Below are 19467 nucleotides of genomic sequence, written 5' to 3'. Positions count from 1 at the left end.
GCCTCCTTAGTCGCGTAATCTTATCGTCGGGTTAAGTGGTTTTCAGCGAAACGAACAGTTTTGACCAGGTAGTCCATGGCCTCCACCGGATAGTTTCCGGCAGCAGTCTCGCCAGTGATCATGACAGCACTCGCCCCGTCCCAAACCGCATTGGCAATGTCGGAAACTTCTGCTCGAGTGGGGAGGGGGCGGGTCATCATGGAATCCAGCATCTGGGTGACGACCATGAAGGGGCGGCCCGCCTGCCGGCATTTCTCCGCCACTTTTTTTTGGACCCAGGGAAGCTCCCAAAGGGGAAGAGCCGTGCCTAGGTCCCCTCGAGCGATGACCATGGTGTCGGCCAGGGGGATGAGGTCGTCGAGGGCATCAAGGCCTTGGCGGTTCTCCAGCTTGGCCAGGATCCGGACCTCCGGGTTCCCCGACCTATCCAGAGCCTCCCTCAGGTCTACGAGGTCCTGGGCCGACCGGACAAAGGGAAGCATGACCTCGCCCACCCTCATGTCGGAAAAGAGGGACATATTCTCCCTATCCGCCTGTGTTAGGGCCGGCATGGGGACCCGGCAACCTGGCAGAGCCAGGCTCTTCCGCCCGCCCAGGAGACCGGCTTGGCGGACCCGGGCCATGAGTCGCCCCTCCCCGGGGAGGACTTCCAGGAGGATCTTCCCGTCATCCACCCGAATCTCCTGGCCGGGCCGGAGGAAGTCTTTGCATTCGTTTGGGAGGACCGGGCCATCTGCCTCATCCTCTCGGGCCGGGCTATCCCCTGAAAAATAGAGGGGGAGGACCTGGCCCTTTTCCAAAGGAAGAGGCTGGGACCGGATCCCCGTTCGGAGCTCCGGTCCCTGGAGGTCGACCAAGAGCGAGACCCTCCGCCCGGCCTCTCTTTCCGCCTCATGAAGAACGCGGATCCATGGCTCTGCCTGGGCCAGGCCGGTGTGGGACAGGTTGAGGCGGATCCCGGTCATCCCGGCCAGGATCATCTCTTTCAGACAGGACACCTGGGCACAAGCCGGGCCCAGGGTCCCATAGATTTCAATCATGCCAACCTCCTTTTTGTTGCTGTGGTCGTAAAATCGTGTGATTTTGCTGGACTCATTTTATCACAGGGAGGGGTGGGTTCCGGCGGAGGTGCCCTGGCTCGGTCCCCCTAGTGAGTCATAAGAAGGGGAAAAAGAATAGAACGATGAAGTTTGGGCACTATTTTCAAGTTGTACTTGAAAATAGTGCCCAAACTTGTTAGGATAAAACCGATAAGGGGGTGGTGAAATGATCCATAGGGAAATGACAAAGGAATTATTAAAATTAGCTGATCAAGTACCTGTCGTTACCGTTATCGGTCCCAGGCAATCGGGGAAGACAACCTTGGTGAAATCAAGCTTTCCCGAATATAACTATGTAAACCTGGAGGATCCCGTTAACCGGATTTTAGCAAAAGAGGATTATCGGGGATTTTTTTACACCTATGGAGAACCTCTGATTATTGATGAAGTCCAAAGGGTTCCGGAACTCCTTTCAGCACTACAGGTTATGGTTGATGAGGACAGGGGGAAGAATGGCCGCTTTATCCTGACCGGGAGCCATCAACCCAGCTTGCAGAGGGGAGTCGCCCAATCCCTTGCCGGAAGAACGGGGATTCTTTCCTTACTGCCTCTAAGCATGCGTGAGCTTGCCCAGGAAAAACAACTGGAGAAGTTATCTACAGACCAGCTGTTGATCAATGGTTTTATGCCCGAATTATATCGAGAGGGAACCAGAGAGCCAAGCGTATATTATCGTGACTATTTGAACACCTATGTTGAAAAGGACTTACGTGAAATGTTGGAAATTAGGAATTTAGATAAATTCCTACGATTTCTTACGCTCTTGGCTGGCAGGGTGGGCCAGGTGGTCAACTTGTCCGGTCTGTCCGGGGAAGTCGGCGTATCATCCACAAGCTTGTCGGAATGGCTTTCTGTCCTTGAAGCCTCCTATATCATATTCCGGTTAAAACCCTATTTTTCCAATATCACAAAGCAAATCATCAAATCTCCAAAGATTTACTTTACGGAAATCGGCCTCGCTTCCTATCTTTTAGGAATAGAAACCGAGAACCAGGCAAGTCGAGATCCCCTGCGTGGAAATTTGTTTGAGAATCTGATTGTTTCAGAATTTCTCAAATCCAGACTCAATCAGAATCAAAATCCGAATATTTTCTATATGAGAACGGCAAAAGGCGTGGAAGTGGATGTCATTATGAAAAAAGAAGAGAAGCTTTATCCCTGCGAAATCAAGACCGCCATGACACCCAACCGCTCTTTTTCTAAGAATCTATTATCTTTTGTGGAAGCCGAAGAGACGGCACTCAACCCGAAGGTCATTTATACCGGGAAATCCTATCCCATGTTTAATGGAGTGGAATACGTCAACTATCAGGACCTACAACATTATTTGCTATGAAGAGGGCAGGGTGCCCTAGTCCTAGGAGGGCACCTCATTTTCCCCATGTTTCTGGATCAATTCCTCACCTCTCCATCTCATAGAAATTCAAAGTCACCATCTTATCCAGCTTTTCCAGGTGGACTTCTTCTCTTTTCAGAAAGACAAATCCCGTTTTTTCGATCACCCGGTTTGAGCCGATATTTTCAATCCTTGCCCTGATAAGTATCTTTTGATAACCACGCCCAAAGAGATAGCCAACCATGGCTTTACAAGCCTCTGTCATATAGCCGTTTCCCCAGTATTTCCTGGCTGAGGAATACCCGATTTCAGGGTATCCTTCGGGGGTAATTCTGGCTACATCGATCATTCCCATCACTTCAGTGCTATCTTTTTTCACGATGGCAAATCGGATCGTATCTTCATCTTCATATTGGCGTAACCAGAGGTCTAAAATTTTTTTGGTATCCTCTTTTGTTCGATGAGTAGGGAAGGTGACGTATTTCGACACCTCTTCATCGGATGCCCAGGCAAAAATGGCATCTAAGTCGCTTTCCTGAAGCTTTCTAAGAATAAGTCTTTCTGTTTCGATCATTATCGCTTCCTCCCTGATTGTTTGAACGGATAGAAATCATGCGTTATGAGCGCATGGTGATAGGGCTTTTGGTGTTTTTATATTTTATCCCTAAAATGATGATAAAGGTAGATTTTAGAGGCCCAACATTTTCCCCCTCAATCCCCGGTTCTCCCAGGTAAGGAGGCTCCGCCTGGCCTCCTTAATCCTCGATTCCGCCAAATGAGGGGGCCACCGGGATTACCGTCCGCTTCATAGAGCCTCCTGGGGCCCCCCAGCCCCCACTCCGCCCCAAAAACCCCTCCAAAAAATTGGACAAGGGACCTCTTTTTTTGCTATACTAGTTGAAATTTTGGGTGCAATTGCATAAATCGAGAGGAGTACGATCTTGAAAGAACCATCGAAGAAAGTAGAACTCGGTAAGGAAGCCATTTGGGATGTCCGGTCCCTCTCCATCGGGACCCGGGGCCTCTTAGGACTCCAACATATGTTCGCCATGTTTGGGGCGACCATCTTAGTTCCTCTGTTGACCGGTTTGGATATTTCGACCACCTTGTTTATGGCAGGTCTAGGGACTTTATTATTTCATTTATTAACCAAGGGCAAGGTTCCTGCTTTTCTCGGATCCTCTTTCGCTTTTATCGGAGGCTACGCGGCAGTAGCACCAATGATCAACGATGCGCCCAATCTGGATATGCTCCCCTATGCGTGTGGGGGTGTTTTTTTTGCCGGTCTGGTCTATGTGGTCATTGCGGGCTTAGTGAAAGCCTTCGGGGTTTCCCGGGTCATGAAGTACTTCCCCCCTGTGGTCACCGGGCCCATCATCATCTCCATCGGGTTGACTCTGGCCCCCTCTGCCGTGGGGAACGCCTCCACAGACTGGCTCCTGGCCGCCGTCGCCATTGCGGTCATCGTCTACTTCAACATTTGGGGTAAGGGCATGGCCCGGATTATCCCCATCATCCTGGCCATCGTTGCCTCCTATGTGGTTGCCCTCCTTTTGAACCGGGTGGACTTCTCCTCCATGCAGGCAGCTCAGACGGTGGCCCTCCCTCTGGATCCCAGCCGGTTCATGAAGCTGGACCCCTCCGCCATCATCTCCATCACCCCCATCGCCCTGGCGACCATGATGGAACATATCGGTGATATTACGGCCATCTCCGCCACCGTCAAGAAAAATTACCTTAAGGATCCCGGCCTCCACCGGACCCTCCTGGGTGACGGCCTGGCCACCTCATTAGCCTCGGCCTTCGGTGCCCCGGCCAACACCACCTACGGAGAAAACACCGGCGTCTTGGTCCTGACCCGGGTCTATGACCCCGCCGTCATGCGCCTGGCTGCCGTCTTCGCCATCATTCTCTCCTTCTTCCCTGTAGTCTCCGGCTTTATCCGGTCCATCCCCATGGCCATCATCGGCGGGGTTTCCCTCATCCTCTACGGAATGATCTCCGCCGTTGGAGTACGGAACCTGGTCGAGAACCAGGTGGACTTCACCAAGTCCCGGAATCTCATTGTCGCAGCCTCCATCTTCGTCTCCGCCTTGGGCTTCACCGGCAGCGTATCCGGACTTTCCTTCGATGTTTTCGGCACTACCATCACCCTGTCCGGCCTGGCCATCGCCGCTTTGGTAGGCATCATCCTGAACGCCCTCCTTCCCGGCAAGGATTACAATTTCTCCGATGATAAACCCAGACCAACCGGCGTCAACTTCTCCGGAACGGATGCGACCTTCAAGGGTAAGCCTTTCAATTGGTCCTACAGCGATGGCGAAGAACCCACCGGCCAATTCGACTAACGACAATAATCACATCATGAAAAGCCCGGTAAAAGGAAGCTTCAATCGGGCTTTTTTTCTATGGTAAAATGAAGTGACATGGATCGGTAAGGAGGTCATGATGGGGGAAAATTACCAATTACAATTAGACCATATCCTTGAGCAAATTCAGCAGGAAGGCCGGGTCCCCCGCCTCCTTCTTCATTCCTGCTGCGGGCCCTGTTCCACCTACGTTTTGGAGTATTTGTCGGACTATTTTGACATTACGGTCTACTATTACAACCCCAACATTTATCCCAAAGAGGAGTATGACTTCCGGGAAGCCGAACAGGAGGGCCTCATCCGTCGTCTGCCCAGCAAGTACCCCATCCATTTTCAGAAGGCTGCCTACGATCCGGAGGACTACTACCAAAAGGTCCGGGGCCATGAAGGAGATCCCGAAAGAGGGGACCGGTGCAGCCTCTGCTACCGACTCCGCCTGGAAGAGGCCGCCCGATGGGCCAGGAAAGGGAGTTATGATTACTTCACCACCACCCTTTCCCTTTCACCCCACAAGGACGCTCAAAGGCTCAACGAAATCGGAAGGGTTCTGGAGGAAGAATACGGGGTGGCCTACCTCTATTCGGACTTCAAGAAAAGAAACGGCTTTAAGCGGTCTAAAGAGCTGACGGATGAATATGGGATGTACCGGCAAGATTACTGCGGTTGCCTTTTTTCCTACCAAGCCCGCCAGGCTCATGAGGCGGAAAAAATTTGGCAAGATAAAGAGAGAAAGGGGGAGGGTGGCCCTGCCACCCAAGCATGATGAAAACGTGGATTCAAGATAATCAAGAGAAGATTTTTGATAAGGTTGCGATCATTTATAAGGTATTGGCCATAGTTTCCGGAATCGGGATGGCTTTGAAGATTCTTTCCGTTTTGGGGATCGGCCTGGTCGGGACCATCTTCTCCTTCGGCCTCTTCCTTCCCATCGCCGGGGTCATGGCCATCATCGCCATCCCCGTGATTCTCCTCCTATTCGGGGTAAGGGTATATCTTTTTTGGATGGCAGGCCAATTTGCCCAGGCCCTGCCCATCAAGGCCGACCGACTCAAGCAATATGCCGGGATCCTCCTGGTCTTTGCCATCATTGGCCTCGTCTTCTCCGGCGATTCCTCTTTTGCCAAGACCATGGCCCTGGGGGAGATTCTTTTCCATGGCTTTGTTTTATACACCCTCTCTGTCATGGACCAAGGGGATCGCTTTTCAGGGGATGACCAATACCGTCGTCCCCTGTAGAAAAATGTCACCACAAGAATTCGATAGTTAAATATATTTTATCAATGAAAGGAGACTGGCATGAGCCGTGCAGATCAGATTTTCAAAGAAAATTGTCGAGAGATCCTCAACCATGGTGTATCGGATGAGGGGATGGAGGTTCGTCCCCATTGGCAGGATGGAAGTCCCGCCCACACCATCAAAAAATTCGGCCTGGTCAACCGCTACGACCTGACCAAGGAATTCCCCATCCAGACCATCCGAAAGATCAACTTCAAGGCCCTCTATGATGAGCTGCTTTGGATCTGGCAGAAGAAGTCCAACAAGGTCAAGGACCTGGGGTCCAAGATTTGGGACCAGTGGGCCGATGAAAAGGGGACCATCGGCAAGGCCTATGGCTACCAATTGGGCCTAAAGCACAAGTATCCCGAAGGGGAGATGGACCAGGTGGACCGGGTCCTCTTTAACCTCAAGAACAACCCCGCTTCCCGGCGGATCCTGACCAACATCTTCAACTTTGAAGACCTCCATGAGATGGCCCTCTACCCCTGTGCCTATTCCATGACCTTCAACGTTTCCGGCGATACCCTGAACGCCATCCTGAACCAGCGGTCCCAGGATATGTTGGTGGCCAATTCCTGGAACGTCTCCCAGTATGCCCTCCTGGTCCATATGTTCGCCCAGGTTTCAGGCCTCAAGGCCGGCGAGCTGGTCCATGTCATCGCCGATGCCCATATCTATGACCGCCACATCCCCATCGTGGAGAAGCTCCTGGACCAGGAAGATTTCCCTGCCCCCAAGCTGGTCATCGATGAGTCCATCACCGACTTCTATGCCTTCGATGCCGACTCCTTCCGTCTGGAGGGCTATGAGCATGGCCCCAATGTCAAGGGGATTCCAGTTGCGGAATAAATAATCCCTTCATAAAAAGAAAAGCCTCCCCTCCGACCGGCTTATGCCTTTCGGAGGGGAGGTTTTTACTTTTATGCTTATTTCAAAAGATCGGTAACCTGGCCGAGGTTGAGTTCAAAGGAGACACCACGCTGGAGATAGTTTGGTTGGTGACGGGTGTTGAGCATGGCATCATGAACGAATTTGGAAGCGAAGGCAACAGCACTTTCCAGATCCTTTCCGGTATAGAGGGCGGCGATCAGGGAAGAAGCGTAGAGATCTCCGGTCCCGTGGATGAAGAAATCCAGGAGGTCTTCCGAAACGGCGGTCATTTCGCTGTCCTGGCCTTGGATGTAGTTGATGATCTTCCCCTCTTTTTGGATGCCTTTCAGAACAACCATCTTAGCCCCCATTTCCAGTAAAGCATCCAGAATGGTGCGGACTTGTTTTTCATCGGGACTTTGACCGGGGTAGTCCATCCCGGTTAATATGCCGGCTTCGGTCAGGTTGGGAAGGAGGAGGTCCGCTCCATCCACCAGGTCTTTCATCTTTTCACACATCTCTTCCGTGTAGGTCGGATACCGCTGACCACCATCGCCCATGACGGGATCGACGAAACGGAGGGCGTTAGGATAATTTTTGTAGATTGACTGGATAATTTCTACTTGTTCGGCCGAACCCAGGAAGCCTGAATATACCCCATCCAGGTCCATCTCGGCTCCACCCTTCCAGTGGTCGAGAACCTGGGGCAAAAAGTCAGTGGTATCATGCATGACGAAGTCCGGATAGAGCGTGTGGGTGGAGAAGAGTGAGGTGGGCAGGGGGCAGACATCAACACCGGCTGCGGACAGGAGGGGGATAGCTACTCCAAGGGAACATTTTCCATAACCGCATAGGTCATGAACCGCTGCCACTCTGGGAATATACTTTCCCTGACGCTGGTAGAGAACGACTTCATTATTTTTTTTCATTCTTACCTCCTAAAAGAGATTTATCCGTGCCCTTGTAGTTTACTCCTGAAAAGGTTTGTAGACAATGGCAAAAGCTCATTTTTATTATTCAATATATTCATAAAGAGGCAAAGAGAACAGAATACATTTTGCTTTGCCGTAACATGAACTTTACATTCACAATCTACAATTAACAATGAGCATTCCTGTTTGTGTGGATTGCCCCAAAATTAGTGAAAATGAAGGGAGAACGTATGTATTCCAAATCATCAAAGGGCTTACGCTTTCTTGCCGGCCTCCTGGCCCTGGCTCTGGTCCTGACCTTTGCCCTGCCCATGAGGGCCTTTGCGGAAGAGGCTCAGGAAAACAAGATCCTGTCCATCAACGCCCATGTTGGGGACTACTCGCAGTGTTCTGCAAATGGCTTTGGAGCGAACATTTCCTTTGCTACCAAGACGGATGGCCCGGGAAAACTCCAAGTCAAAAAGGGCGATGTCGTCGTCTTTGAAGAAAGCCTGGCCAATGGTCGCAAGGACGGTGATCCCTACTTTGACAGGAAGGATCATTCCAAGGTTGACCACTCCACCAACGACTATGTCTATACTTACCAATTTGAACTCAAGGATCTGGAGGCCGATACCTTCTACACCTATACCGTTGAAGCCCTGGGTCAGACCCAGGAGGGTCAGTTCAAAACCGCCATCGGGAAGAACCAGGCGGGTCACGTCCGTTTTGCCTATCTGGGCGACCCCCAGGTCCATAACAGCAAGCACGGGGAGGCCACCGGGGCCATCTTCAACTTGATCTCCGAGATCTCCGCCAAGAACCCGCTCGACTTCATCTACATTGCCGGAGACCATACGGACAAGGGCTATGAGGTCCAATCCAAGGTGGACACGCCCAAGGATGCCAATGACAAGAAGGCATCGGGACTGCCTTTCGGGTATGAATGGGAAGACTTCTTTAATAATAAGGGCCAGTATCCCAATGCCACCCAGAAGGCCCTCCTCAACCACCTCCTCCTCTCCACCCAAGGGAACCACGACACCACCGACTTCAACGGTCGGATCAATGTCCCTGACCCCGTCTACAACAATGAAAAGGACACCGATTTTGTCAAGGGTGTCTATTCCTACGTCGCCGGTCCCATGAAGTTCATTGTTCTCAACAATGCTTCCTATGAGACCCAGGACCTGGCCAACAATGCCAACTTCCAGAAGATGATGGCCTACCTCAAGCAGGAAGTGAAGTCAGCCAAGGAAGAGGGCCTATGGACCGTGGTCGGCTTCCACAAGCCCCTCTATACCGGGGCCTCCCACATCAGTGATGACGATGTGGCCGCCTACCGCAAGGCCATGAACAAGGTCTTCACCGACTTAGATATTGACCTGGTACTAAACGGCCATGACCATGTCTACTCCCGTGGCTTCATCAATGCCCAAGGGGAAAAGGCGACCCAAGCCAACACCGCAGCGGAAGGAAATGTCTTCTACCATGTTATGAACGCCCCCTTCCATATGGTTTCCGAGCATGCTGGCGGTCTCAAGTGGTATGAAGCGGTTGACTATACCAAGGACATCACCAAGGGCGACCCCCTGACCCCGGACTACAAGTTCCTGGATAAGAACGGGGCAAAAGAAGTTCCCCCCTCCAGCGAGAAAAAAGATACCACCGTGGTCATTGTGGATATGACGGCCGACCGTGCCGAATTCACCACCTACAAGCTTCATTATGACCAGAAGACCTCCAAGGTGGACAAGGAGGCCTATATCTATGACCAGTTCACCGTCCTCCGCCGTCAGGCTCCCCAGCGGGTTGCCGGGTCCAACCGTCTGGAAACGGCCCTGGCCAATGCCCAGGCCTACCAGAAGGCGGACACCGTCCTCATCGCCCGCAGCGACGATTTTGCCGATGCCCTGTCGGCTTCCGTCTATGCCAAGCTTCTGAAGGCCCCCATCCTCCTGACAAAAACGGATTTCCTCTATGACGGCGTCAAGACGGAAATCGCCAGACTGGGTGCCAAGAAAGCCATCCTGGTCGGCGGAGATAAGGCCCTCTCCATGGCCTGTGAGAAAGAACTCAAGGACATCAAGGGTTTGGAAGTTTCCCGCATTGACGGGAGCGACCGCTATGAAACCTCGGTCAAGTTAGCCGGCCTCATCGCTAAGGCCAACAAGACCGTGGACGGTGTCTACGTCGCCACCGGAACCAACTTTGCCGATGCTCTCTCCGTTTCTCCCCTGGCTGCCAACCAAGTCCGTCCCATCCTCCTTACCCGACCTAATTCCCTGCCCCAATCCGTCAAGGATGGCATCAAGAATCTTGGTGTGAAGAATGTCACCATCTTAGGTGGGAAAAAGGCGGTTTCCCAAGCCGTTGCCACTGCCCTTCCCGGAGCCAGCCGTCTGGAAGGGGAAAACCGCTATGAAACGTCTGCCATGATCGCTGAAAAAATGGTGGAAGCCAAGCTGGCATACCTGGCAACGGGCGAAGAATTTGCCGACGCCCTAGTCGCCGGTCCTGTCGCCGCCGAAAAGCAAGCCCCCATCCTCCTGGTCCAGCCCAAGAAGCTCCCGGACGAGGTGGCTTCCTACCTGAAGAAATCCAAGATCAAGGAAGTCATTGTCCTTGGCGGGGATGCTGCGGTGGATGATGCTGTCGCCAGCGGAGCGGACAATCTTATCAAATAGTTGTTTTCAGATATTTCTCTCCTTAGTCTATAGGGAAAAGGGGAAAGGCCTGGTGGCCTTTCCCCTTTTCCCTTTTTTGTCCCCTCATGTACAATTAATAAGAAAGAAGAAAGGAGGGAACCATGGCGGAGCGAACCTATTTATCCATTGACTTAAAATCGTTTTATGCTTCGGTGGAGTGCGTAGAGAGGGGGATGGACCCCCTGACCACCAACCTCCTGGTGGCCGACCTTTCCCGGACGGACAAGACCATCTGTCTGGCCGTATCGCCGGCCCTGAAGACCTTCGGCCTGCCCGGACGGGTCCGGCTTTATGAGGCCAAGGCTCGGGTGGATGAGGCCAACCGCCTCCGCAGGGCCATAGCCCGGAAGGCGGGCAAGCTGGTCCGAGCCTCCTCCTTTTTTCTCCCGGCCCTGGAAAAGGACCCCTCCCTCGCCGTTGACTTCATCGTCGCCCCGCCCCGGATGGCCCACTACATCGACTTCTCCGCCCGGATCTACCAAATCTACCTCAAGTACATCGCTCCGGAGGACATTGTGGTCTACTCCATCGATGAGGTCTTTATGGATGTCACCGACTACCTGGACCACTACAAACTGACCGCTGAGGACCTGGCCATGAGGATGGTTCGGGATGTCCTGGACTCCACCGGGATCACGGCCACGGCAGGGATCGGCCCCAACCTCTTCCTGGCCAAGATTGCCATGGACCTGGAGGCCAAGAAAATGCCGGCGGATGAGAATGGGGTCCGGATGGCCCGCTTAGATGTGGCCAGCTACCGGGAACACTATTGGGACCACCGGCCCATCACGGATTTTTGGCGGGTGGGGAAGGGGACGGCCCAGCGCCTGGCCAAGTACGGCCTCCACACCATGGGGGATATCGCCCTCTGCTCGGTGGGGGATCCGGGCCATTCCTACAATGAGGACCTCCTCTATGACCTCTTTGGGGTCAATGCGGAGCTACTCATCGACCATGCCTGGGGCTATGAATCCTGCCGAATTTCGGACATCAAGGCCTATGTCCCCCAGTCCAAGTCCCTCTCCCGGGGCCAGGTCCTCTCCACCCCCTATCCCTTTGATAAGGCCCGACTGGTCATGCGGGAGATGGCCGACCTCCTGGCCCTGGATCTGGTGGCCAAGGGTCTGGTGACGGATCAGGTTTCCCTGACGGTGGGCTATGACGTGGTCAACCTCCGGGATCCCCACCTGGCCAAGGCCTACCATGGGGAGGTCAAGAAGGATATGTATGGCCGCCGGGTGCCGAAGAAGGCTCATAAGTCCCTCCCCCTGGGGATGGCGACGGCCGCCTCATCGGTCATTATGGAAGCCCTGACTCGGATCTTCGACCAGGTGGTGGACCCCCGCCTCTATATCCGGCGGCTGTATGTCGTGGCCGACCGAGTCATGGCCGAGGAGGAAGTCGGAAAGGACCAGGCCCGCCAGCTGGATTTCTTTGGCCGGATGGATGAGGCCGGGGAAGAGGGCACCAAGAAGGACTTGGACAAGGAGCACCGGGTTCAGGAAGCCTTGGTGGCAATCAAAAAGAAGTATGGGAAAAATGCGGTCCTTCGAGGGATGAACCTGGAAGAAGGAGCCACAGCCAAGGACAGGAATGACCGGATTGGAGGACATAAGGCATGAAAGACAAATATAAAATGATCGCCCACTTGGGTCCATGGGAGCCCAAAAACCACCCCCGGATGTCCCGGGAAAACCGGGCTGTCCAGTTCTCTCCCTTCCAGGCCTTGACGGGCTATGAGGTCGCCATACAGGAAGCGGGGCGACCGACCCGGGAGAGGACGAAACTCTCCGATGATGAAGTAGATGACATCAACCGGGCCCTGGCCTACCTGGTCGATCGGTTGGCGGAAGGAGCCGGAGGTGGGGCTGGGGATCACCCCCGCATCCGGATCCGGTATTTTCGGAAGGATGATCTAAAGGAAGGCGGTGCCTATCTTGTCAAAGAAGGGCGGGTCGCCGAGATCCAGGCCTACCGGCGAGTCCTCATCTTCGAAGATGGGGAAGAAATTGCCATTGACCAGCTAAAAGAAGTGGAAATCTTGGAGGAGGGAGCCGGGGAAGGCTAACCAGGGCTGCTTTCCCGTGGGAACCTCATGATTCCGCCAGCTCACAGGGCTGCCCTTTCCTGGGAACCTCATGAACCCGCCCTCTCCTAGCCTCGCCAGAGCTAAAAAACCCTGACAATCCGTCAATTTCCGAGAAAATCAGGATCTGGAGCCCTGACAATTTGCAGAATTTCAAAAATAGCAGGGGCGAAAATAGCCCTGATAAAAGACTAGGACCTAAAAATGTCAGGGGGTAAAACCCTGTCAGATTAGAGAATTTCAAGAATATCAGGGTGAAAAAAGGCCCTGTTAATTTGGCAGATCGCGATAATATCAGGGCTTGAAACCCTGATATTCCTTTAATTATCAAGATAATCAGGATTTGGAGCCTCCTGGAGCCGAACAAATCTTGCAAAAGCCAGGACCAAAAGATACCCTAACTATAGAGAAAAAGGATTTAATGGCCCGCATGAAGGACCACTACTCACCGTGCCGGAAGAAAGAGAAGTTTCTTATGGGATTTCTGAGACAAAAGCGAAAGCAAGTCGATCAAGAAAAACTAAGCCGACTTTATCAATCCTACCAACAGAGGCTCTTTTACTTTGCTGTTCGTATTTTGGAGGATCCGATGGCAGCGGAGGATGCTGTGCAGGATGCATTCTTGCGCATTCGTCCTCATTTAGACAAAATTGACGAAGAGGATACCCATAAAACCGGTGCATTCCTGTTTATTGTTGTAAAGCATATTGCCCTTGACTATCTTAAGAAACGAAAGAGGGAGACACTTCTTCCGGCTGAGGAGGTAGAAAAGTATCTGGCACTTGAATGGGATTATTCGGAGAATGGTGATTCCGACTTTGAAGAAGCCTTCCGCAAGCTTTCCTTTGATCATCAAGTAGTTCTTCTTTTGAAATATGATCTGGAGTTTTCCCATATTGATATTGCACAGTTTCTTCATTTATCTGAGGTGACGGTTCGAAAGCGATGTTCGCGAGCGAAAAAAAGATTGAACGTCTTAATGGAAAGGGGGTCGGACCATGAAAAGGAAATTGGATGACGAGTATTTGTATAAGGAAATCCCAAAAATCGTTGAAAAAGATCTTATGAAGCTGCCAAAAGAGGAAGAACTGAATCATGTGTTTTCCGATTCCTTTGAAGAGCGGAAGAAAGAAATCATTGGTTTCCAATCGGAGGAAAAGAAAAAAAGATTCCTTTTTTCATCACCTCGTGCGGTAACCATTGCAGCGGTTTTGACCTTGTGCTTCCTTGTTACGATAGGCTCTGTCCTGGCAGGGGAAATGTCACGAAAGTCAATCTTTCATTTTCTTCGTAAAACATTTACTGACTTTATGACGATTTCTGTCCATGAAGAGCCCCTCCCCGGTGCGTCAAGCGAGAGTGGTTGGATTTGGAAGCCGAAAGAACCCCGGTTTTTGGCACCCGGATTCAAGGAGACCTCTCGAAAGCAAACAGAAGATTTTTTAGAAATTTTCTATCAAAATGCGGCTGGAAATGAGATTTTCTATTCTACACACCCGCTTGTTGATGAGCAGATAATAATTGATACCGAAGATACAATACTTCATCAAGAAAAAATAGGAGGAGTAACCGTTTCCTACTTTGAAAAAAATGGGATGAGCTTTTTCTTTTGGCATGACTATGAATGTCGGTACCAGATATTAGGAGATGTAAAAGCTGATATTTTAATGAAAATCGTTAAAAAAATGTTGGGATCGTAGAATTTTTTAATAAAATATTTATTTTCGGGTCACAAAATGGCCTCCTTCTTCGTTATATAAGTAAGAGCAGAAAGAAGGAGGTTATTTTTTATGAAAAAAAGGAAGAGTTTCTTAATTGCCGGCCTGGCTCTATGTCTATTCAATTTTCCGATTTTTGCTGGAGCAGAGGATTTTAACACAAAAACCAAAGTGGAGGCACCCCGGTTGATCCTACAAAGAATGCAATACCTTTCCACAGCAAATGCTTATTTAACCATTGACTCTACTGGAAAAGCAACTGTGAAATGCCAAATAGTCGGTTATAGGGGGACTACCTCAAGAATTCAAGCGAGGGTATTACTGCAACAACATGTCAATGGTCGTTGGGTACCTCTCAGAGAATTCTCAGAATCTACAAATTTTTATCAACTAACCATTTCTGAAAGCCACAGAGTAAGTAGAGGTTATGCTTATCGAGTGCTTGCTACTATTAAATCTTATAGGGGTTCTGGTGTCGAAAGCAAAACGGTTACAAGTAGTAGCAAATATTATTGAAAGGAGGGAACTTTTTTAATTCTTATGGTAGAAGATTAGATTTTTTGAATGAGATGATGTGACTTGGCAAATGAAAAAACAAAAGGAGTATGTCATGAAAAGAAAATGGACAGTGATACTGACTGTAATTGCTTTATTTGCATTCTTGGTCCCGAGCATTACATTCGCACAGGAGATTCAAGATAATCAGAAAATTTTCAATCAAGAACAAGTGGACAAGCTCAAAATGATAATTGATAAGAAAGAACTGTCTCCTGATAAAACAGCGGATAGCCAAACTGGGTTGTCTGGACAATTAAATAGCGGATTATCATCAGCAAAATCGTATCCGACTCGCAAAGGTGTAATTTTGGTTACAGCTGATGCCTATAAGGGCTTAATCCCAACAGGACATGCAGCAATTGTATATTCCCCGAATAGGGTTGTTGAGTCTTTATCAAGAGGTGTGACGATAGGTAACAACAACTGGTACTCTTCTAAAAAAACGTGCTATGGAGTTACTGTACGAAAAAGTACTGGAATCCAAGATAAAACAGCGGCTGATTGGTGTTATAAACAGATAGGGAAGCCTTATAATTGGAATTACCTCAATACGGGAACTCGGGATTCTTTTTATTGCTCTCAGTTGGTATGGGCATCTTTTTTGGATAACTTTAATATTGATTTGAATACCTCTGATTTTTTGGGTGCTATTCATCCAATGGAGTTAGTTTCAACAGATAAGACGATTATAGTTTATAGAAAATAATCAATTTAAGGAGTAGAACAATGATGTCTAGCCGGATTCAACAGCTGAAAACCGGGAAAAAGCCACAAATTGTAAAGTGTATATTCTTTACAGAGGCCTTGCTCTTTTTTATTCTTTTGAGTGCGTGTTCAGTTAATCATAACAAGACACTATCAGAACTGGATAGGGATTCGATCGATTTTGGCGTAGTTATTACAACGGAGAGTGCATATCATTCGAAAATCTTATGGTTTGACTCGGAATTAGAGGCAGCCCAGGAGCAAGAACTCTCCTACGCGGCCTTGGGATCCCCCTTCTATGTTCCGGTTGAGGATCATGGCGAGCTATTTCTCATCCCTCAGGGTCTTGGAAATCAAAAGGATACAAAAAAAGTGATCGGTGTGAATAAAGGGTCACTTGAAATAACCGAATATCCATTTCAGCATATTGCACTTAATCATATGGCAGCGGCCGATGACAGAGTATATGCTATTAATACGCTAAATGGTGTCAGTTGTTTGGAGGCGTGGGACAAAAAAAATCAATCGAGTAAGACGGTTGAGTTACCAGGGGTCCATTTTTATTGTATATTTGCCGGTAATCATAAGTTATTTGCCTTTGATATGCAGGAGAATCCAGTGGATCCCAACAAGTATATTAGTACAATGCACGTCTATACGAGCGAATTGAACTTGCTGAAGGAAGAGGATATTTCTGAATATGGAATGCTTTCAGGGATTGGTATAGCGGATTCCGAGTATCTCTTTGTTACGGTGAATGTAGATGAAGAGTATGCTCCGATAGGGAAAATCTTAAAAATTCATCAGGATAATTTTACAATCGAAGAGATCTCAACTTCTAAGGATTCACCGCATGCAATTTATCAATACCAACAAGATCTCATCGTCACGCATTACGACCCCGTAGTTGATCAAGGAACGCAGGTGTCGATCATTGAACCGAATGGAAGGGAGACATTTAAGGACCTTAAAGTAACACTAACAAATACGGCTATTGTTGGAAATAGTTTTATTGTTGCCAATCAGGCAGGCATATATCAGTTTCAATTACCTGGTTTTAAATTATTAAATAGCTACCCGTTGAATGTAGCAGATGGTTATTATGTCTCTGCCGTGCTAGCAGTAAACTGATTGAAAGAACAGGAGACTTGTCTTCAATGAACCATGGGCAAGTCGGGTGCCGGAAAGACGACATTGCTCCATATGGTGGCGGGCCTGGATCGGCTCACATCCGGCCATATCTTCTATGATGACCTTGACATTACCCGCCTTAAGGAGCATGAGATGGCCCGGTTTCGGGCTTCTCATATCGGGATCGTCTTACAGAACTTTGCCCTCCTTTTGAATGAAAGCAAATTCGGGATGGAAAGCTGGTTGAGCGAGTCAAGGGTTAATATCCGGGTTTCAGGAATAAGAAAAAAGGCTTGGTCTCCTTTTCAGGGGGCCAAGCCTTTTTTGATGACGTGATTGACTTTTCAGGCCTTAAGGCCGTGCTTGATTTCCTTCCAGTCCATGCTATTGGAAAAGAGAGCGTAGACATTTACCGGTATCCATGTCAGAAGGAAGAACCAGAAAAGAAGGATTCCCTTCCAGTATTCTCGTAGACTCTTCTTGAAGTAGATCGTGATGAAGAGAGCAAGAAGAGTGGGCGGTAGCACAATAAAAAGGAGGTTCACCAGAGTCATGTGCAGGCTAATCGTCACCGCCTTATTCAGAAACTTGAATAGGAGGAAGGTCAGGATGGGCAAAATGACGCTGATGTTTCCCATATAGGTTCCGGTCATCATCATGAGCGAATCAAAAGGATCCTTTCCTTGATCCTTGTAAATGGATTGAATGGTTGGCCAGCCCAATTTTTCAAAGACTTGCTTCACTCCTTTTGCCCAGCGAGTTCGCTGGACGAGAGATTGGGATAGGGTGATCACCTGTTCATCATAAAAGACAGCTTTTGGGGCATAGGCGATATGGTGGCCGGAAAGTGAGTTTTGAACGGTAAACTCAATATCTTCGGTTAGGGTTGAGGTGTTCCATCCTCCGCGTTCGTCCAGGAGGGACTTGCTGACCATAAAGCCTGTACCGGTGATGATGGCATTCATGCCCAGGACGGACCGTGAATGATTATAAAACAGATCGACAAGCAGGAGATAGATGGAATGGGCACTGGAAATATAGGTGGCGGAAGGATTTTGCCCTTCCCGGAAACCCTGGCAGGCTTGGCAGCCGGCATCCAGAACACGATTCATCTCTGCAAGGAAATTCGGATCTACGGTATTGTCAGCATCAAAAAGAAGGTAAGCTTCAAAGTCACGGTCATGGAGATCGATAAAGGTTCGGTGAAGGACATCGCCCTTGTTGCGAATATTCTCATTATATTCAAGGACGGTAGCCCCAGTTTTTTTCGCTTCCTCAACCGTTCGGTCACTGCAATTATTAGCAAGGACAAAGATTTCATAGGCATCATCCGGATAGGCCAGTTTTTCCAGGGATTCTACGCACTGGCGGATGACGGCTTCCTCATTTCTTGCCGGAATAAGAATGGCAAATTTATGGAAGACGTCGGATTCCGGATAGGTTTTTTCCCGACGGAAAAAATTGAGACCGATGACTGCAAAATAGAGTCCATAGAGGTTCACGAGGACGAAAAGAATATACATAATTGCTTTGAGAACAGGCATACTTTCTCCTTGAACCTGATGAAACCGGACGGCCGCTTAATCTTTGTGTCTTACTTCTATCATAGCATAATCTACATTTGTATTAGTTTATTAGCTCAAGCTTTCAGTGTCAATCCTATTTGTCCTTTTCCCTAGTTTATTAGAAGTGTAAATGACCGGTCCATTTCTGATTCTAATGAGGTACAATACATTAGGTATCATCCATGGAAAGTTCTTGCTATTTTCTAGAGAGGGGGAAAGGATTTGCAAGTCAAGAAAGGGAACTTAACTTCAACAAGACCAAATAAAATGAGGAGGCTCGTTGTCAACATCCTCTATCTCACCCTGGCGACCTTTATTATTGCCACCGCCATCTTTTTCTTTCTTATGCCCAGCCGAGCTTCCGTTTCCAGCATCACCGGCCTGGCCATCGTCTTGACCCACTTTATCCCCCTGTCGGTCGCTCAGATTACCATGGCCCTGAATGTGGGCCTTTTGGTAGTGGGCTTTATTTTATTCGGTAGGGAATTCGGGGGAAAGACGGTCTATACTTCGATCTTGCTTCCCCTTTTTCTCCGTCTTTACGAGGTCATCCTTCCCAATAATACGTCTCTGACCGGCGATGCCACTCTCGATGTGGCCTGTTATATCTTTGTGGTTTCGATTGGTCTCAGCATGCTTTTCAATGACAATGCTTCATCCGGCGGGCTTGATATCATTGCAAAGATTCTTCAGCGTTTCCTCCATATGGAGATCGGTCAGGCTCTTTCTCTGGCAGGCATTGTCATCGCTCTTTCATCGGCCCTGGTTTACGACATGAAGACGGTTGCCCTCTCCCTTCTGGGAACCTATCTTAATGGTCTTGTTCTTGACCACTACATCTTTGGTCAGACAGGGAAGAAGCGGGTCTGCATTCTGACCTCGGAGGAAGAGGCAGTACGCCGGTTTATTCTCAGCGACCTTAAAAGTGGAGCAACCATTTATGAGGCTAAAGGTGGGTTGGATCTCCGGCCCCGACGGGAAATCATCACCATTGTAAACAAGCAGGAATATCAGAAGCTCATGACTTTTTTGGAAAAAACGGATCCCAAGGCCTTTGTCACGGTCTATAATGTGACGGAAGTCCGCTATATGCCCAAACCCATTTTGGGTCACGACAATGATCGATAAGAAA

General features: G+C 49.5%; 19 protein-coding genes. 15 read left to right on the top strand and 4 right to left on the bottom strand.

Annotated features, from left to right (window positions below; all coding sequences use genetic code 11):
* Positions 1-20: 20 nt before the first annotated feature.
* Positions 21-1040 carry a pyruvate kinase gene (gene pyk, locus BN2373_RS02725; RefSeq protein ID WP_074017949.1) on the bottom strand — a complete coding sequence of 340 codons (1020 nt, stop codon included), beginning with the start codon at positions 1038-1040 and terminating at the stop codon, positions 21-23.
* 226 nt (positions 1041-1266) lie between these two features.
* Between pyk and BN2373_RS02720 the strand changes: the two genes are divergently transcribed.
* Positions 1267-2436 (top strand): ATP-binding protein, encoded by a 1170-nt coding sequence (locus tag BN2373_RS02720; protein ID WP_053942646.1) that lies wholly within the window; start codon positions 1267-1269, stop codon positions 2434-2436.
* Positions 2437-2500: 64 nt separating this feature from the next.
* On the opposite strand, the gene BN2373_RS02715 is transcribed toward BN2373_RS02720, so the two are convergent.
* Positions 2501-3010 carry a GNAT family N-acetyltransferase gene (locus tag BN2373_RS02715; protein ID WP_053942645.1) on the bottom strand — a complete coding sequence of 170 codons (510 nt, stop codon included), beginning with the start codon at positions 3008-3010 and terminating at the stop codon, positions 2501-2503.
* Positions 3011-3377: 367 nt separating this feature from the next.
* On the opposite strand from BN2373_RS02715, the gene BN2373_RS02710 reads away from it, so the two are divergent.
* From BN2373_RS02710 to thyA, 4 genes are all read left to right on the top strand, one after another.
* Positions 3378-4784: a uracil-xanthine permease family protein gene (locus tag BN2373_RS02710; protein WP_053942644.1), complete on the top strand. Its 1407-nt coding sequence runs from the start codon at positions 3378-3380 to the stop codon at positions 4782-4784.
* Positions 4785-4884: 100 nt separating this feature from the next.
* Complete coding sequence (locus tag BN2373_RS02705; protein WP_420795647.1) at positions 4885-5568, top strand: epoxyqueuosine reductase QueH; 684 nt, start codon at positions 4885-4887, stop codon at positions 5566-5568.
* 89 nt (positions 5569-5657) lie between these two features.
* A complete protein-coding gene (locus BN2373_RS02700) occupies positions 5658-6041 on the top strand; it encodes a hypothetical protein (protein WP_162200045.1) in 384 nt (127 codons plus the stop codon).
* 60 nt (positions 6042-6101) lie between these two features.
* A complete protein-coding gene (gene thyA / locus BN2373_RS02695; RefSeq protein ID WP_053942641.1) occupies positions 6102-6932 on the top strand; it encodes a thymidylate synthase in 831 nt (276 codons plus the stop codon).
* A 77-nt stretch (positions 6933-7009) separates the two neighbouring features.
* Here the strand turns inward: thyA and BN2373_RS02690 are convergent, their stop codons facing one another.
* A complete protein-coding gene (locus tag BN2373_RS02690; RefSeq protein WP_053942640.1) occupies positions 7010-7882 on the bottom strand; it encodes a pyridoxamine kinase in 873 nt (290 codons plus the stop codon).
* Positions 7883-8115: 233 nt separating this feature from the next.
* Between BN2373_RS02690 and BN2373_RS02685 the strand changes: the two genes are divergently transcribed.
* The 9 genes from BN2373_RS02685 (at position 8116) to BN2373_RS02640 (ending at position 17106) form a co-directional block, all read left to right on the top strand.
* Positions 8116-10551 (top strand): cell wall-binding repeat-containing protein, encoded by a 2436-nt coding sequence (locus BN2373_RS02685; protein ID WP_053942639.1) that lies wholly within the window; start codon positions 8116-8118, stop codon positions 10549-10551.
* Positions 10552-10673: 122 nt separating this feature from the next.
* Entirely contained in the window at positions 10674-12194 is a 1521-nt protein-coding gene (locus tag BN2373_RS02680) for a Y-family DNA polymerase (protein ID WP_053942638.1), read from the top strand.
* Entirely contained in the window at positions 12191-12640 is a 450-nt protein-coding gene (locus BN2373_RS02675; protein WP_053942637.1) for a hypothetical protein, read from the top strand. Before BN2373_RS02680 ends, BN2373_RS02675 begins: the two co-directional genes overlap by 4 nt.
* Before the next feature lie 439 nt (positions 12641-13079).
* The gene (locus tag BN2373_RS02665) at positions 13080-13676 is read left to right on the top strand and encodes an RNA polymerase sigma factor (RefSeq protein WP_053942635.1); all 597 of its coding nucleotides are present in this window, start codon (positions 13080-13082) and stop codon (positions 13674-13676) included.
* Positions 13657-14358 (top strand): DUF4367 domain-containing protein, encoded by a 702-nt coding sequence (locus BN2373_RS02660; protein ID WP_053942634.1) that lies wholly within the window; start codon positions 13657-13659, stop codon positions 14356-14358. Before BN2373_RS02665 ends, BN2373_RS02660 begins: the two co-directional genes overlap by 20 nt.
* A 90-nt stretch (positions 14359-14448) precedes the next feature.
* The gene (locus tag BN2373_RS02655) at positions 14449-14892 is read left to right on the top strand and encodes a hypothetical protein (RefSeq protein WP_053942633.1); all 444 of its coding nucleotides are present in this window, start codon (positions 14449-14451) and stop codon (positions 14890-14892) included.
* Between the two features lie 94 nt (positions 14893-14986).
* Positions 14987-15640 (top strand): YiiX/YebB-like N1pC/P60 family cysteine hydrolase, encoded by a 654-nt coding sequence (locus BN2373_RS02650; RefSeq protein ID WP_053942632.1) that lies wholly within the window; start codon positions 14987-14989, stop codon positions 15638-15640.
* A gap of 23 nt (positions 15641-15663) precedes the next feature.
* Positions 15664-16770, top strand: coding sequence for a hypothetical protein (locus BN2373_RS02645; protein WP_154826114.1), 1107 nt, complete (start codon positions 15664-15666; stop codon positions 16768-16770).
* Between the two features lie 33 nt (positions 16771-16803).
* Positions 16804-17106 (top strand): ATP-binding cassette domain-containing protein, encoded by a 303-nt coding sequence (locus tag BN2373_RS02640; protein WP_053942630.1) that lies wholly within the window; start codon positions 16804-16806, stop codon positions 17104-17106.
* An 8-nt stretch (positions 17107-17114) separates the two neighbouring features.
* Here BN2373_RS02640 and BN2373_RS02635 read toward each other — a convergent pair whose 3' ends face one another.
* The gene (locus BN2373_RS02635; protein ID WP_053942629.1) at positions 17115-18314 is read right to left on the bottom strand and encodes a glycosyltransferase family 2 protein; all 1200 of its coding nucleotides are present in this window, start codon (positions 18312-18314) and stop codon (positions 17115-17117) included.
* A 288-nt stretch (positions 18315-18602) separates the two neighbouring features.
* On the opposite strand from BN2373_RS02635, the gene BN2373_RS02630 reads away from it, so the two are divergent.
* The gene (locus tag BN2373_RS02630; protein WP_053942628.1) at positions 18603-19463 is read left to right on the top strand and encodes a YitT family protein; all 861 of its coding nucleotides are present in this window, start codon (positions 18603-18605) and stop codon (positions 19461-19463) included.
* The last annotated feature ends 4 nt before the right edge of the window (positions 19464-19467 follow it).

Origin of the sequence: Kallipyga gabonensis (assembly GCF_001286805.1) — a bacterium.
GTDB classification, from domain to species: Bacteria; Bacillota; Clostridia; order Tissierellales; family Peptoniphilaceae; genus Kallipyga; species Kallipyga gabonensis.
Note: the sequence above shows the minus strand (reverse complement) of the source record. Positions and strands in the feature narration are given on the sequence as shown.